General features: G+C 64.8%; 13 protein-coding genes and 2 pseudogenes. 5 read left to right on the plus strand and 10 right to left on the minus strand.

The annotated features are described in order from the left end of the window. Positions 1-69 precede the first annotated feature (69 nt). Positions 70-966: a LysR family transcriptional regulator gene (locus CCZ28_RS16210; RefSeq protein WP_140219614.1), complete on the plus strand. Its 897-nt coding sequence runs from the start codon at positions 70-72 to the stop codon at positions 964-966. A 39-nt stretch (positions 967-1,005) separates the two neighbouring features. On the opposite strand, the gene CCZ28_RS16215 is transcribed toward CCZ28_RS16210, so the two are convergent. Beyond that, positions 1,006-1,329: a DUF883 family protein gene (locus tag CCZ28_RS16215; protein WP_058762504.1), complete on the minus strand. Its 324-nt coding sequence runs from the start codon at positions 1,327-1,329 to the stop codon at positions 1,006-1,008. A 218-nt stretch (positions 1,330-1,547) separates the two neighbouring features. Between CCZ28_RS16215 and CCZ28_RS16220 the strand changes: the two genes are divergently transcribed. Then, positions 1,548-1,763 carry a dodecin gene (locus CCZ28_RS16220; RefSeq protein WP_058762505.1) on the plus strand — a complete coding sequence of 72 codons (216 nt, stop codon included), beginning with the start codon at positions 1,548-1,550 and terminating at the stop codon, positions 1,761-1,763. Between the two features lie 47 nt (positions 1,764-1,810). Then, positions 1,811-2,038 carry a DUF1161 domain-containing protein gene (locus CCZ28_RS16225; RefSeq protein WP_058767023.1) on the plus strand — a complete coding sequence of 76 codons (228 nt, stop codon included), beginning with the start codon at positions 1,811-1,813 and terminating at the stop codon, positions 2,036-2,038. Positions 2,039-2,071: 33 nt separating this feature from the next. On the opposite strand, the gene hmpA is transcribed toward CCZ28_RS16225, so the two are convergent. Next, positions 2,072-3,244 (minus strand): NO-inducible flavohemoprotein, encoded by a 1,173-nt coding sequence (hmpA, locus tag CCZ28_RS16230; RefSeq protein WP_140219616.1) that lies wholly within the window; start codon positions 3,242-3,244, stop codon positions 2,072-2,074. A 131-nt stretch (positions 3,245-3,375) separates the two neighbouring features. Between hmpA and norR the strand changes: the two genes are divergently transcribed. Beyond that, on the plus strand, positions 3,376-4,914 hold the full coding sequence (norR, locus tag CCZ28_RS16235) for a nitric oxide reductase transcriptional regulator NorR (protein ID WP_140219618.1): 1,539 nt from the start codon (positions 3,376-3,378) through the stop codon (positions 4,912-4,914). Between the two features lie 3 nt (positions 4,915-4,917). Here the strand turns inward: norR and choX are convergent, their stop codons facing one another. The 3 genes and pseudogenes from choX to CCZ28_RS16250 all read right to left on the minus strand — a co-directional run. Then, positions 4,918-5,841 (minus strand): choline ABC transporter substrate-binding protein, encoded by a 924-nt coding sequence (gene choX, locus CCZ28_RS16240; protein WP_140219620.1) that lies wholly within the window; start codon positions 5,839-5,841, stop codon positions 4,918-4,920. A gap of 19 nt (positions 5,842-5,860) precedes the next feature. Then, positions 5,861-7,369, minus strand: coding sequence for a choline-sulfatase (betC, locus tag CCZ28_RS16245; protein WP_140219622.1), 1,509 nt, complete (start codon positions 7,367-7,369; stop codon positions 5,861-5,863). A gap of 118 nt (positions 7,370-7,487) precedes the next feature. Then, a pseudogene (locus tag CCZ28_RS16250) lies at positions 7,488-8,834 on the minus strand (methyl-accepting chemotaxis protein); the annotation flags it as partial. Between the two features lie 224 nt (positions 8,835-9,058). Between CCZ28_RS16250 and CCZ28_RS16255 the strand changes: the two are divergent. After that, positions 9,059-10,000 carry a choline sulfate utilization transcriptional regulator gene (locus CCZ28_RS16255; RefSeq protein WP_140219626.1) on the plus strand — a complete coding sequence of 314 codons (942 nt, stop codon included), beginning with the start codon at positions 9,059-9,061 and terminating at the stop codon, positions 9,998-10,000. Positions 10,001-10,070: 70 nt separating this feature from the next. Here CCZ28_RS16255 and CCZ28_RS25155 read toward each other — a convergent pair whose 3' ends face one another. From CCZ28_RS25155 to CCZ28_RS16275, 5 genes and pseudogenes are all read right to left on the minus strand, one after another. Beyond that, entirely contained in the window at positions 10,071-10,934 is an 864-nt protein-coding gene (locus tag CCZ28_RS25155) for a methyl-accepting chemotaxis protein (protein WP_437179229.1), read from the minus strand. Next, a pseudogene (locus tag CCZ28_RS25160) lies at positions 10,926-11,711 on the minus strand (MCP four helix bundle domain-containing protein); the annotation flags it as partial. The pseudogene CCZ28_RS25160 and the gene CCZ28_RS25155, both read right to left, overlap by 9 nt. A 150-nt stretch (positions 11,712-11,861) precedes the next feature. After that, positions 11,862-12,251: an SMU1112c/YaeR family gloxylase I-like metalloprotein gene (gene gloA2 / locus CCZ28_RS16265; RefSeq protein ID WP_140219630.1), complete on the minus strand. Its 390-nt coding sequence runs from the start codon at positions 12,249-12,251 to the stop codon at positions 11,862-11,864. Next, a complete protein-coding gene (locus CCZ28_RS16270) occupies positions 12,251-13,417 on the minus strand; it encodes a lactonase family protein (protein ID WP_140219632.1) in 1,167 nt (388 codons plus the stop codon). The genes gloA2 and CCZ28_RS16270 overlap by 1 nt, the downstream gene beginning before the upstream one ends. 263 nt (positions 13,418-13,680) lie before the next feature. After that, positions 13,681-14,145 carry an anti-virulence regulator CigR family protein gene (locus CCZ28_RS16275; RefSeq protein WP_140219635.1) on the minus strand — a complete coding sequence of 155 codons (465 nt, stop codon included), beginning with the start codon at positions 14,143-14,145 and terminating at the stop codon, positions 13,681-13,683. Positions 14,146-14,490: the final 345 nt, after the last annotated feature.

Raw genomic sequence — 14,490 nt, forward strand, 5'->3', positions numbered from 1 at the left:
CTACCTTACCTGCTTGAGTGCCGGTGATAAATCGATAAGATCGCACTGACCCGTCAGGAAAAATCACAGATGAGCGATCCCCACGATCTACCGCCGCTGAATGCCCTGCGCGCCTTCGAAGCCACTGCACGACTGGGCGGCATGAGCCGCGCAGGCGACGAGCTGCATGTTACCCATGGCGCGGTGAGCCGGCAGATACGTGCGCTGGAGGAACAACTTGGCGTGGCCCTGTTTCGCCGCGAAGGCCGTGGCCTGGCGCTGACCGAGGCGGGCTTGAAACTGCGCGAGGTGAGCGCTGACGCCTTCGGCCGACTGCGTGAAGTGTGCGCCGAACTCCGTGCCGGCAATCGCCAGGGGCCCTTCGTACTGGGTTGCCCGGGTAGTCTCGTCGCCCGTTGGTTCATCCCGCGCCTGGATCGCCTCAATCGCGATCTGCCCGAGCTGCGCCTGCACCTGTCGACCCGTACCGACGATACCCCGATGGCCGCCGCCGGCCTGGATGCCAGCCTGCTGTTCACCGAGACCGCGCCAGCGCAGGACGTCACGCCCTACCACCTGGCGCCCGAGCGCATCGGCCCGGTGCTGAGCCCCTATTGCCCGGCCTATCTGCGCCTCAAGGACGGCGATCTGTCGGCGCTGCTGGCGGAGCCGCTACTGCATACCCTGTCGCGCCCCCAGGCCTGGCCGCAGTGGTTCGCCACTCAGGGGCTGGACGAGCCGGCGTTGGTATACGGGCAGGGCTTCGAGCACCTCTACTATCTGCTGGAGGCGGCGTTATCGGGTCTGGGCGTGGCGATCGCGCCGGAGCCATTGGTGGCGGCGGATCTCAAGGCGGGGCGGTTGGTGGCACCCTGGGGCTTCGCGGCGACCGGGGCGGAGCTGGCGCTGTGGGCGCCGGGAAGACTGGCGGATGAACGGGTGGAACGCTTGGCGGCCTGGCTCAGGCGGGAGCTGGCCGGGTCCTGAGCGCAAAAGGCATCCCGCAGGATGCCTTCGCTCAGGTCATCAGTGGTCGCCGCGCAGTAGCGCCCAGCCGACCAGGATGGTCACGCCGGCGGCGATGCCGACGGTGGCCCAGGGATGCTCGCGGGCCACACCGGTGGCGGCACGACCGTACTGACGGGTCAGTCGACGCACGTCGTCATAGACCTCTTCCAGCGAATCACCCGAATGGTGCAGGGCTTCGCGAGCGGTGCTCTTGAGGGAATTCAGACCGCTGCGGGATTCGCGGGCGGCGCTTTTCTTCAGGGATGCCAACGAGTCGAGCAGGCTGTTGATTTCGTTCTCGATGCTGGCGATGGACGCCTGGTAATCGGTATTACGGGCCATGACAACCTCCTGGGTGGACGGATTCAGGAAATGTGACTACCGAGGCCGTGGAAAGTGCAGCAAAGCCTCGCGCGAGAGCCTGGGCAGTGAACTTATCGGGTCGTTCCGCGGCCTCAAATGACAGCGACACCCTTCCCGGCGAGTCGACCGCGACACCGGTCAATGCGTTGTGGGCCTCGGGCCACAACGCCCGTCATTGCTGACTCAGGAGACAGTTCATGTCCGATCACCACACCTACAAGAAGCTGGAAATCGTTGGCTCCTCCACTACCAGTATCGAGGATGCCATCAACAATGCGCTCGCCGAGACGGCCAAGTCGGTGAAGAACCTCGAGTGGTTCGAGGTGGGCGAGATCCGCGGCCACATCCAGGATGCCAAGGTGGCGCACTACCAGGTCACCCTGAAAATCGGCTTCCGTATCGAAGCCAGCTGAGTAGATACTCGGGACTTCACTCTCCCCTCGCGATAAGGACAGGCAAGATGCGTAGAGTCGTGATCACCCTCGGTTTGTTGGCTCTGAGCAGCGGTGCCTTCGCTGCTGGTGCTTCGTGCGATACGGTCAAGGCGGATATCGATGCCAAGCTGCAGGCCAAGCACGTCGCGAACTACAGCCTGGAAGTGGTGGACAAGGGCAGTGCCTCGTCCTCCGCCAAGGTGGTAGGCAGTTGCCAGAGCGGTAGTAAAGAGATCGTCTACCAGCGTCGCTAGCGCCTTACCCGCTATCGCGTGATAGCGGGCTCTCTACGACAAATCCGCTGCGGGTCCGAAGAACTCGTGGCGGATTTGTCTTTCCGGTACGCCCAATTCCAGCAGATCGCGGCGAACCTGGGCCATGAAGGGCTGCGGCCCCAAGACATAGGCGTCCAGGTCACGATCCTTGGGCAGCCAGCGTTTCAGGCGCAGCAGGTCGAGTCGCGTAGCCAGGGCTTCGCCGCCTACCGGTTTGCTGTAACAGAAATACAGCTGCAGCTGGGGATGATGCGCGGCCATCTCTTCGAGCCATTGACCGAAGGCCTGCACGCCCACGTGGCGTGTGCAGTGGATGAGCTGGATCGGCCGCCCGCTGGGAATGGCGGCCGAGATCATGGGCAGCAACGGCGTGATGCCGACGCCGCCGGCGATCAGCAGCAGCGGTTTGGTCGAGGCCTCCAGGACGAACTCACCGGCGGGCGGGAAGACGTGCAAGACGACTCCCTCATGGGCCTCGGTATGCAGGAAGCGCGATACCACGCCACCCGGCTGCTGCTTGACGCTGATTCGGTAGCCCTGGCCGGTGCTGGCGGCCGAGATCGAGTAATTGCGTCGGTACTCGACGCCATCGAGGATCACACTCAAGCCCAGGTACTGGCCGGGCTGGGCGATGCTGGTCGGCAGGCCATCCACCGGCTCCAGGTAAAAGGAGCTGATCTCCTCGCTTTCCGGTTCGATCCGCGCGATACGGAACGGCCGCCCGCCGCGCCAGCCACCGGCCAGGTTGGCCTGGTCGCGGTACTTGCGCTCTTCGGCGTCGATCAGCAGGTTGGCCAGTTGCCCGTAGGCCGCGGCCCAGGCATCGATCACCGCGTCGTTGGCGACGTCGGCGCCCAGTACCTCGCGGATGCTCTGCAGCAAGGCGATACCCACCAGCGGATAGTGGTCCGCCTGGACCTGCAGCGACACATGCTTGTTGACGATCTGCTCGACCAAGGCCCCCAGGGTATCCAGCCGGTCGATGTGCCGGGCATACAGCAGAACTGCCCGCGCCAGGGCCTGAGCCTGGGCACCACTGGCCTGATGGGCAGCATTGAACAGGGGCCGTAGCTGGGGATTGTTGCCGAGCAGCTTGTCGTAGAAATGGCGGGTCAGGTCTTCGCCCCCCGTTTCCAGCAAGGGGATGGTGGCCTTGATGATGGCGCGTTGGTCATGTGACAGCATGGCAGGGATCTCCAAACAGGACTGACTTGCCCATTTCACGAGTCATGCCAGGCGGAAAGTCGCGTCAATACAGGCTTTTATCCCGTAGACAGGTCATAATGACCGAGTCCTTATGACTCTCAGAGGTCAAATTGACCATCCCCACTCTGCTCGAAGTGATGATCCCGCTGGTCGCCGATCTGGCTCGCGACCTGCCGGACAAGCAGCGCTATGCCACGCTACTCGATGCACTGCGCAAGCTGCTGCCCTTCGATGCGGTGGCCCTGCTGCGCCTGGAAGGCGAGGTACTGGTGCCACTGGCGGTACGCGGCCTGAATGCCGATACCTTGGGCCGGCGTTTCAAGGTCGGCGAGCATCCGCGCCTGGCACTCTTGCTGGCGAGTCGCCACCCTACCCGCTTCGCCGCCGATTGCGACCTGCCCGACCCCTATGACGGCCTGGTGGAAGGCGTCCAGGGGCATCTGGAGGTCCACGACTGCCTGGGCTGTCCGCTCTATGTACAGGACCAGCTCTGGGGCCTGCTGACCCTGGATTCGCTCCAGGCGCAGAACGCCCAGCCCCAGGATCTCACCACCCTCGCCGCCTTTGCCGGCCTGGCCGCAGCCACCGTGGCAGCGGCCGAGCGCATCCGCCAACTCTCCGCCCGCATCGCCAGCGAGCACGAGCTCACCGTCGCCTACCAGCAGTCCGTGGGTCACCAGCGACCCCGGGAGCTCATCGGCCAGAGCCAGGCCAGCCTACGCTTGCGGCAGGAAATCGAGACCGTGGCGGCCAGTGACCTGACGGTGCTCATCACCGGCGAGACCGGGGTCGGCAAGGAACTGGTGGCCGAGGCGGTGCATGCCCGTTCGCTGCGCCAGCAGCGACCACTGATCAGCCTCAATTGCGCGGCCCTGCCGGAAGCCCTGGTGGAAAGCGAACTCTTCGGCCACGTGCGCGGCGCCTTTTCCGGCGCGGTCAGCGAGCGGCGCGGGCGCTTCGAACTGGCCGACGGCGGCACCCTGTTTCTCGACGAGGTCGGCGAGTTGCCGTTGACCGTCCAGGCCAAGCTGTTGCGTGTGCTGCAGAGCGGTCACCTACAGCGCCTGGGCACGGATCGCGATCTCACCGTCGACGTGCGCATCATCGCCGCGACCAATCGCGACCTGGCCGAAGCGGTCCGCGCCGGGCGCTTTCGCGCCGATCTCTATCACCGCCTGAGCGTCTATCCCCTGGCCGTGCCGCCACTGCGCGAGCGTGGACGCGATGTCCTGCTACTGGCCGGCTTCTACCTGGAGCAGAATCGGGCGCGACTGGGCTTGCGCGGCTTGCGGCTGACGCCCATGGCGCAACGGACCCTGCTGGCCTACGACTGGCCGGGCAACGTGCGCGAACTGTCGCATCTCATCAGCCGGGCGGCGCTCAAGGCCCATGCCAACAGCGGGGATCGCGGCGGCATCCTCACCCTGGACGTCGAGCAGCTTGGCCTGCCGCTCGCCAGCGAACTCCTGCCCAACCTCGAAGAACCGGTTACCGCCCCGACCCTGAGGGATGCGACCGACGCCTTCCAGCGCCAGGCCATCACCCTCGCCCTGGAGCAACACGGCCAGAGCTGGACCCTGGCCGCCGCCAGCCTGGGCCTGGATCGCGCCAATCTCGCGCGCCTGGCCCGTCGGCTCGGGCTCAGGTAGGGATCAGAGCGCCTTCTGGATGGCCGGCAAGGCGGGCTGGCCAGCACGGGTGGTCACCCCTTGCAACCAGGGCTCCACGGCCTGCGGATGGGCCTTGAGCCAGGCCTTGGCCGCGGCCTCGTAGCTGCCACCCTGATCGCGCGCGGCGCTCATGACGGCGTTCTCCATGTCCAGGGTGAACCTCAGATTCGCCAGCAGCCGGGCCGGATTGGGACACTGCTCGGCGTAGCCCTTGCGCGTCAGGGTGTTCACCGTGCCGGCGGTGCCGAAGTACTGCTCGCCGCCGCTCAGGTACTTGATCGGGTAGTCGACGTTCATGGGATGCGGCGTCCAGCCGAGGAAGACCACCCACTTGTCGCGCTTCACCGCGCGGCCCACCTGGGACAGCATGGCCTGCTCGCTGGATTCCACCAGTTGCCAATCGCCGAGGCCGAATTCGTTGCCGGCGATGATCTTTTGCAGCGACTGGTTGGCCGGTGCGCCGGCGCCGATACCGTAGATCTTCTTGCCGAACTGATCGCCATACTTGGCCAGGTCGGCGAAGGTCTTCACCCCGCTTTCCCAGACATAGGTGGGCACCGCCAGGGTGAATTCGGTGCCGGACAGATTCTGCGCCAGCTCGGTCACCTGGCCGGTCTTCACGAACTGGTCGTAATACCCTTGTTGCGCCGGCATCCAGTTGCCGAGGAAGGCATCCACCTGTCCATTGCGCATGCCACCGAAGATGATGGGCACGGCCAGGGTATCGACCTTGCTGGTGTAGCCGAGCGCCTGCAGCAGTACCCCGGTGATGGCGTTGGTGGCGGCGATGTCGCTCCAGCCCGGATCGGCCAGGCGAACGGTAGCGCAAGCCTGGTCCTCGGCGCGGGCCGACAGGCTACCCAAGGCGAGGCCCAGCGTGAGCGTAGCGATGATTCCTTGTTTCATGGCCGTGTTCCTTCGAGCTTCAGGGTTGGGGGTAGCGGGCACGACGCTCCAGGTCGTCGAGGTCGATGTGGTTGCGCATGTATTGCTGGCTGGCATCGACGAAGGGCTGGTGATCCCAGCTGGTCCGCTCGCCCTGCGCCAGGGCCGTGGCGACGAAGCGCCGCCGCCGCTGGCTGGCCAGGACCTCGCCGTGCAGACGCTCCAGGTCCCAGCGCTGGCGCACCTCCGCCTGGAAGGCGGCGAGCAACTCGGCGTAGTCGGGACTGCCGGCCAGGTTCTCGCGCTCCAGCGGATCGTTGTCCAAGTCGAACAGCAGTGGCGGGTCCAGTTCGCAATGGATGTACTTGTAGGCACCGCGACGGATCATCAGCAGCGGGCTGAGGGTGCCTTCGGCCAGGTACTCGCCGATGACCTCGTCGTGCCCGCCCTGGCCCTGCAGGTGCGGCAGCAGCGAGCGGCCATCCAGCGGCAGCTCGGCGGGCAAGGAGCCGCCGGCCAGCTCGACCAGGGTGGGCAGCAGATCCATCGTCGACACCGAGGCCTGCACTCGCGCCGGGGCGAAGCGGGCCGGAGCATGGATCAGCAGCGGCACCCGGGCGGCCATCTCGAACCAGTGCATCTTGTACCAGAGCCCCCGCTCGCCGAGCATGTCGCCGTGGTCGCCGGAGAAGACGATCACGGTATCCTCGGCGAGACCGCACTCCTCCAGGGTCTTGAGCAACAGCCCGACCTGGGCGTCGACATAGCTGCAGGCGCCATAGTAGGCCTGGCGGGCGTCACGGATCTTGGCCTCGGGCAGCGGCTTGTCCCAGAGATCGATCACCTTGAGCAGGCGCTGGCTGTGGGGGTCCTGCTCGGCCTGGGGGATGGCGTCGTCCGGCAGGGGGATGTCGACCTCGTCGTAGAGATCCCAGTACTCCCGGGGAATGGTGTAGGGATCGTGGGGATGGGTCAGGGAGACGGTCAGGCAGAAGGGCTTGGCATCCCCCCGGCGCACATGATCATAAAGATACTGGCGCGCCTTGAAGACCACCTCTTCGTCGAAGTCCAGCTGGTTGGTGCGCACGCAGGGACCGGCCTGCAGCACCGAGGACATGTTGTGGTACCAGCTCGGCCGTACCTCCGGTTCGTCCCAGTTCACCGCCCAGCCATAGTCGGCCGGATAGATGTCGCTGGTCAGGCGTTCCTCGTAGCCGTGCAGCTGATCCGGGCCGCAGAAGTGCATCTTGCCCGACAGCGCCGTGCGATAGCCGAGCCGGCGCAGGTGGTGGGCGTAGGTGGGGATGTCGGCAGCGAAATCGGCGGCGTTGTCATAGGCGCCGATCTTCGACGGCAGCTGGCCGCTCACCAGGGTGAAGCGCGAGGGGGCGCACAGCGGGCTATTGCAATAGGCCGAATCGAAGACCACGGCGCCTGCGGCCAGGCGCTGCAGATGCGGCAGCTTGATCGGCGAGTCGGCGTCGTACAGCGGCAGGATGGGCGCCGCCATCTGGTCGGCCATGAGGAAGAGGATATTCGGCTGTTGCACGGAGGTCTCCTGCCGGATCAAGTTGACTTATGGGTCCCATGATCGACAGGAGATATAACGCGGTAAAGGTCAGCCAGACTGATGCTTCGGATAAGACAGGCTTATCCGAAGCCGGGATTCATAGCTGGAACCGCGCGACCAGCTGATTGAAGGACATGGCCAGATTCGACAGATCCTGGCTGGAGGCACTGGTCTGGTTGGCACCGGCGGCGGTCTGGGTCGAAAGGTTCTGGATGTTGCTCAGGTTACGATCCACCTCGCGAGCCACCTGGGCCTGCTCTTCCGCGGCACTGGCGATCACCAGGTTGCGTTCGTTGATACCGGCCACCGCCTCGGTGATACGCACCAGGGCCTGATCGGCGGCCTGAGCCAACTGCTGGGTGTCCTGGGCGCGTGCTTGGCTGCTGTCCATGGCCCGTACGGCCTGATCGGCGGTTTGCTGCACGCCTCCGATCATGTCCTCGATCTCGCCGGTGGACGCCTGGGTGCGTGCGGCCAGGGCGCGGACCTCGTCGGCCACCACCGCGAAGCCACGGCCTTGTTCACCAGCGCGGGCGGCCTCGATGGCGGCGTTGAGCGCCAGCAGATTGGTCTGCTCGGCGATGCCGCGGATCACGTCCACCACCTTGCTGATGTCGCGCACCTGGCCAGCCAGGTGCTGCACGGTCTGGCTGGAGTCGCCCAGCTCGTGGGCCATGGCGTCGATGGCGCCCACGGCCTGCTGCACCTGGCCCCGACCAGTCTCGGCCGCCTGACTGGTTTCGCGCGAGGCGGCGGAGGTGGAGGTGGCGTTGCGCGCCACCTCTTCCACGGCACTGGTCATCTGGTTCACCGCGGTCGCGGCCTGTTGGATCTCATCGTTTTGCCGTACCAGGCCGCGCGAGCTCTCGTCGGTCACCGCGCTGAGCTCCTCGGCGGCCGAGGCAAGCTGGTCGGAGGCGCTGGCGATTTCTTGCAGGGTGTTCTTGAGATTGGCCTGCATACCGGCCAGGGCATCGAGCAACTGGCCGGGCTCATCACGCCGCTGGCTGACGATGGCCTGGGTCAAATCTCCCTCGGCAATACGACGGGCGCTACCCACGGCCTGACTGATGGGCTTGGTGATGGCGCGAGTAATGAGAACGCCCAAGCCGATGGCCATCAGCAAGGCCACCAGAATGCCGGATAGGAGCTGCATATTGACAAGATGGGCGCTGGCGTTGGCAGCCTGGGCTCCCTCGCCGATTTGGCGGTTGTTGGAATCCACCATGATCTTCAGTTCGTCCAGCACCCTTTGATAGTTGGTCTGGACCTCGCCATTGAGGAGGTCGCGGACCTTGCCCATGTCGCCCTGCTGCAGGCTGGCCTGGTACAGCGGCCAGTCTTTTTCCATCTGGTCCCAGGCCAGACGCTCGTCTTCTTCCAGCGGGGTGGCGCGATAGAGGGCGAAGGCCTTTTCGCTGGCCAGTTGATTGGCCTTCATGCTCTCGTGCACCGGGCCACGTCGCTGGCGTCGGCACCGACGGCGGTCAGGCAGACCAGGCGATAGATAAACAACTCCCAGAAGACGCTGCAAATTCGATAAACGGATTCGAGGACGCATCCTAGAGCAGTATTTTGTGAATTGGATCACAAAAATCTCCGAGTGGCGGTGCTTCCCCAGTGACCGGAATGGTTCTGGTTACCGCTCGCTCACCCTATAGTTATTCGATGAACACCCTGCCCCCCTCTCTGGATAGCCTGCGAATCTTCGCCACCGTTGCCCGGCGCCTGAGCTTCACCCTCGCCGCCGTGGAGCTGGGTACTACCCAGCCAGCGGTGAGCCAGCAGATCAAACGCCTGGAAGCCCAGCTGGATACCCGGCTGTTCGATCGTATCCATCGCGGCATCGTGCTGACCGCAGCCGGCCAACTGCTCCAGCACCATGTGGAGGCCGGACTCGCCAGCATCGACGAAGGCTTGCGCGCCATCACCGCCCAGCCGGCCCATGAGGTACTGCAGGTGGCGACCGACTTCGCCTTCGCCGCCTATTGGCTGTTGCCTCGTCTGCCACGCTTCCATGCCCGTCATCCCCAGCTGGACGTCAGCCTGATCACCAGTGATCGATTGCCGGCCGTGGGTGCCGAGGTGGATGTGGCCCTGACCTTCGGGGATGGCCGCTTCAAGCACGGCGAAGCCTGGCCGCTGTTTCGCGAAGAGGTCTTTCCGGTGTGCAGCCCGCGCCTGGTGGCGGATCAAGCGGTACCCGTGCCCCGCGATCAACTGTCGCGCTGGCCCTTGCTGCATCTGAAGGCGGCGCCCAACAGCCGCTGGTATGACTGGCCGGCCTTGCTGGCGGCTCTCGACTGCCCGCCGCCGGCCGGTAGTCCGAACGGCGCGGTACTCAGTTTCGACAACTACACCCTGGTGATCCAGGCCGCCATCGCCGGGCAGGGCGTGGCCATCGGTTGGCGGCACCTGGTGGACGACCTACTGGCCCAGGACCTGCTGTGCCGGCCCTGCGCGGGCGCGGCGACCTCGGACTACGGCTATTACGCGGTCCTGCCGGAGCGCAAGCGACGCCAACGGCTGCTGCAGCCATTTCTCGACTGGCTCCTGGAGGAATTGGAAACACCGCGCGAATCCCTGGCCGGGGCACGGCTGGCGACCTGAGCGACGCCCTCCCTCACCCTGGCCGTATCGACGGGCGCCGTTCGATAAGGCCGGGTAAAGCGTCTTTTCCTCACAGCCGAAAACGGCCCACCATCTGGGTCAGGCTGGCGGCCAGATCGGCCAGTTCGTGGCTGGCCCGGCTGGTCTGTTCGGCGCCTTCGGCGGTACGTAGCGCGGCATCCTGGATATTCACCAGGTTACGATCCACCTCGCGGGAGACCTGCGCCTGCTGCTCGGCCGCGCTGGCGATCACCAGGTTGCGATCATTGATCCCGACGACGCTCTCGGCGATCTGTTCGAGGGCCTGCCCAGCCGCAGCGGTCGAACGTTGCGAATCACCGGCCAGGGTCCGGCTCTGGCTCATGGCAGCCACCGCTTCGTCGGCACTGTTGCGGATGGCGACGATCATGCCCTCGATTTCACCGGTGGAATTCTGGGTACGATGGGCCAGGGCCCGTACCTCGTCGGCCACCACGGCGAAGCCGCGCCCCTGCTCGCCGGCACGGGCGGCCTCGATGGCCGCGTTGAGTGCCAGCAGGTTGGTCTGCTCGGCGATGCCACGAATCACCTCGAGCACCTTACCGATCTCGCGGGCCTGGCTGGCCAGACCATCGACCTTGTGAGTGGAGACCTGGATGACGCTGGCCATGGAGTTGATGGTGGCGATCGATTCTTGCGCCTGACGACGGCCAAGCTCGGCCTGCTCGCGGGCACCGCGCGACGCTTCCGAGGTGGACACCGCATTGTGTGCCACCTCTTCCACCGCGGTGGTCATCTCGGTCACGGCCGTGGCCGCCTGCTGAATTTCCGCGCCTTGCCGAGACAGGCTATGGGTACTGTCTTCGGTGGCCGAACTCAGCCCCTTCGCGGCCTGGGCCAGTTGGGTCGAAGCCCCGGTGATCTGCTGCAGGGTATCGCGCAGGCTACTTTGCATACCTTCCAGGGCAGTCAGCAGTTGGCCGGTTTCATCACGGGCGTCGCTATGCAGCGACTGACTCAGGTCGCCCGCGGCGATCTGTTGCGCATTACGCACCGCGCTGCGCAGCGGCGCGGCGATCAACCGCGCAATCAAGGCGCCCAGGCCCAATGCCAGGACGAAGGCCAACAGCACCGCCCCACCCAGTTGCCATTTCAGTTGCGCCAGGCCGCTGCTGGCCGTCGTCATGCTCACGGCAGATGCCTGGGCGTTGCCTTCGATGAGGATGTCCAGACCCGCCATCATCTGCCGGTATTTGGGAAAGGTCTCCTTGACCATGAGCGTGCGCGCCGAGAACAGATCACCGCGCCCGAGTTGCTCGACCAACTGATCGGCACTGCTCAGATACGCCGGCAAGGCGATGGCCAACAGTTGCAGCCCCTCGCGATCCCGGTCGACCAAGCCCGGACGCTTCTCGTAGGCGGCGAGAATCCGTTCCATGGTGGCGCGGTTGGCGGCCAGTTGCTTGATCAAGGCATCGCGTGCATTGGGATCGGTGCCGAAACCGGAGATCGACAGCAATTGGTACAGATCCCGGTTGTGCTCGATGGCACTGCTCTTGAGCGAACTGACCTCGCTGATCCCATGCAGATTGGTGAACACCGAGTTGAGCTGTTGGCCCAGACGCTCAGCGCCGATCAAACCTAATCCTCCCACCAGCAGGGTGATGAACGCACAACAGGAAAAGGCCAATAGCAGCTTGTTGGCCAACTTCAGATGAGAGAAGACCTTCATTTGACTTTCCTTAAGTCCAGAGAAGCAGTGATCGTCAAGTGACGAGCGGTATTTCACTGTTCCTATCGACCCCGTTCAGGCAACTGAAGAGCATTCCGCGCAGTGGCATAAAAAAGGCGCCAACCGGTCTAAACGGCGGCTTTCGTCTTACTATCCCTCGTAGATTTCCAGCGGTAAATCGTCAGGGTCGGCGAAGAAGGTAAATCGCTTGCCGGTCAGCTCGTCGGTGCGGATTGGCTCGGTGATCACCCCATGCCCTTGCAGGTGGGCGACGGCAGCCTCCAGATCGGCCACTGCGAAAGCCAGGTGACGCAGGCCCTGGGCCTCAGGACGCGAAGGCCGCGGTGGCGCATCGGGAAAGGAGAACAGCTCCAGCTGGGCATGGGTGCCCACCGCCAGATCCAGCTTCCAGGAGCGCCGGGCTTCGCGATAGGTCTCGGCGATCACCGGCAGGCCGAGGATCTCGGTGTAGAAATGTCGGGAGCGTTCATAGTCGGCGCAAATCAGCGCCACGTGGTGCAGACGGTCGAAGAGGGTCATCAAGGTACCGCGACGAATTTCAGGTCAGCCGGCGCCCCCACATCCAGGCTCTGCAATTCGTTGCCGAGCTTGCCGCTGTCGGGGTCGCGGGCGAAGACCTTGAGTTGGTTGGACTTCTGGTTGGCCACCAGCAGGAAGCGCCCGGAAGGGTCGATGGCGAACTCCCGCGGCGCCACGCCGTTGACCGGGTGTCGCTCGACGAAGGTGAGGGTGCCATCGGGATTCACCGCGAACACCGCCAGTTGGTTGTCGGTACCGCGGCTGGCGACGTAGAGGAAGCGGCCATCGCCGGACAGGTGCAGGGCGCCGGCATCGCGCTCGCCGGTGAATTCCTGGGGCGTCAGGCTATAGGTCTGCAGTTGGCGCAGCATGCCGTCCTGATGGGCGAAAGCCATCACCTGGCCGGACAGTTCCAGGGTCAGGTAGGCGTAGCGGCCATCGGCGCTGAACACCAGGTGACGCGGGCCGCTGCCTTCCGGCACCGGGACGAAGGGCGTCTCTGCAGCCACCAAGGGCCGCTCGGGCTGTTGCGGCACATAGCGATAGACGAACACCTTGTCCGCGCCAAGGTCCGGGGCAAAGACGAAGCGGCCATCCGGGGTGGTCACGGCGGCGTGTACATGGCTGGATTGCTGCCGCGCATGCTGCTCGCTGGGCTGGTGGAACTCGATCTGCGCCACCGGACTGAGCACCCCGCCGTCCTGGATCGGCAGTACCGCCAGAGAGCCTTCCGGCAGGCTGGAATAATTGGCCACGAACAGATATTTGCCGTCTTGGCTCAGGCTGGAATGGGTCGGTTCATCCCCCAGGCTCTTGACCTGGCTGATCTGCTGCAGACGGCCGTTGCCCGGCTCGAAGCGATAGGAGGTGACCCGACCTATGGTGTCGCCGGCCGAACCGCGACCGTTCTCGTTGACCGCGAACAGGGTACGGCCATCCCGCGACAGGGTGATGAAGGAGGGATTCGAGGCCTTGACGATCCGTAGCGGACCGTCGATACGGCCATCGCGGCTGTTGAAGCGATAGACGTACAGCCCCTGGCTACCACCGGTGGTGTAGCTGCCGACCAGCAGATTGAACAGACCCGGTTCGGCCCAAACGAAGGCCGCCTGCCCCATGAGCAGGGCGAACAGGGCCGGCAGCAGCAGACGGGGCAGAACTCTCATGGAAAATCCTTGGCGAGCGAATGGCGTTGAGACCGATGGAAGAGGGTCCGGTTTCGTACCCGACCAGGAGCCTGGCCAGATGCGCGCGGTCGCCATTCTACTGAAAACCAAGCTGGCACTGTGCCAGGGAGGTTTCCATCAATGTCCGCGGCGGGCCTCGGCAGACGCCCGAATCGGTCGGGCGCAGGCGAGGGTGCCCACGCCAGAGCTGCCCACCGCCTGCCGCACCGTTCGTCATCGGCGACGCAGGAAGATCGCTGGGGCTAGTCCAACACGCCCTGCAGGATGGCGTAGACCAGTCCGGTGCCGACGGCGATCAACACCACATCCGTGCCCAGCTGTCGCCATGCGTAGCCGGGATAGTCCGGCAGCTGCTTCACGATGCCAGGCGGCAGTGGCCGACCATAGCCGGGCGGCAACGGTCGACCGCGCTCCAGACGCAGCCCCGGCGGCAGGTCGCCGCCACGCCCGATCTGCCCGCGCAACGCCTCGAGACGCGCCCGCGCCGGCCCCAGGTCGCCTGGCCCCCTGGCCGCCGGCCCGCCATCAGCACGGCCCGGTGGCCCCTGATCGGGACCGTGCCCCTTGCCGTGTCCCTTACCCGGCTCCTGCCAGGCTGGACCTCGCGGTCCATGATCGTCGGGGCCACCGGGCCCACCCCCAGGCGGTGCGGCCAGCGCCAGGTTGCTGAACAGACAGAGCGTCGCGATGGACAGGGCAGTACGCATGGAGCCTCCTCGACTGGCGAAAGAGCGTATTCAGGACTTGGATTGCGGTTCAGCGTTGAAGACTCCCAGTCACGGCCAACTTCGCGTCCTGTGGATAAATCCGGGATAAAAACGGTATAAATCTCTGAGGAAAGTCCCTCGCCAGCTAATATCCCTTTAAAAATCTTTATATTTCAATGAATTAAAAAGATGATCGGCTGGCTAACGAATTCCGTTTTTGTGGATAACCTTTTGGGCCCGCGTTTTTCCAAGACGCTTTAGCCTTGCAGGTAGAGCATTATTTGCCTTCGTCCTGACAGAAAAAACCGCGCCAGGTCAGGTGCCGGGCGCGGTCTTCTACGGCGA

The sequence above is a fragment of the Pseudomonas oryzihabitans genome (genome assembly GCF_006384975.1).
Taxonomy (GTDB): Bacteria; Pseudomonadota; Gammaproteobacteria; order Pseudomonadales; family Pseudomonadaceae; genus Chryseomonas; species Chryseomonas psychrotolerans_B.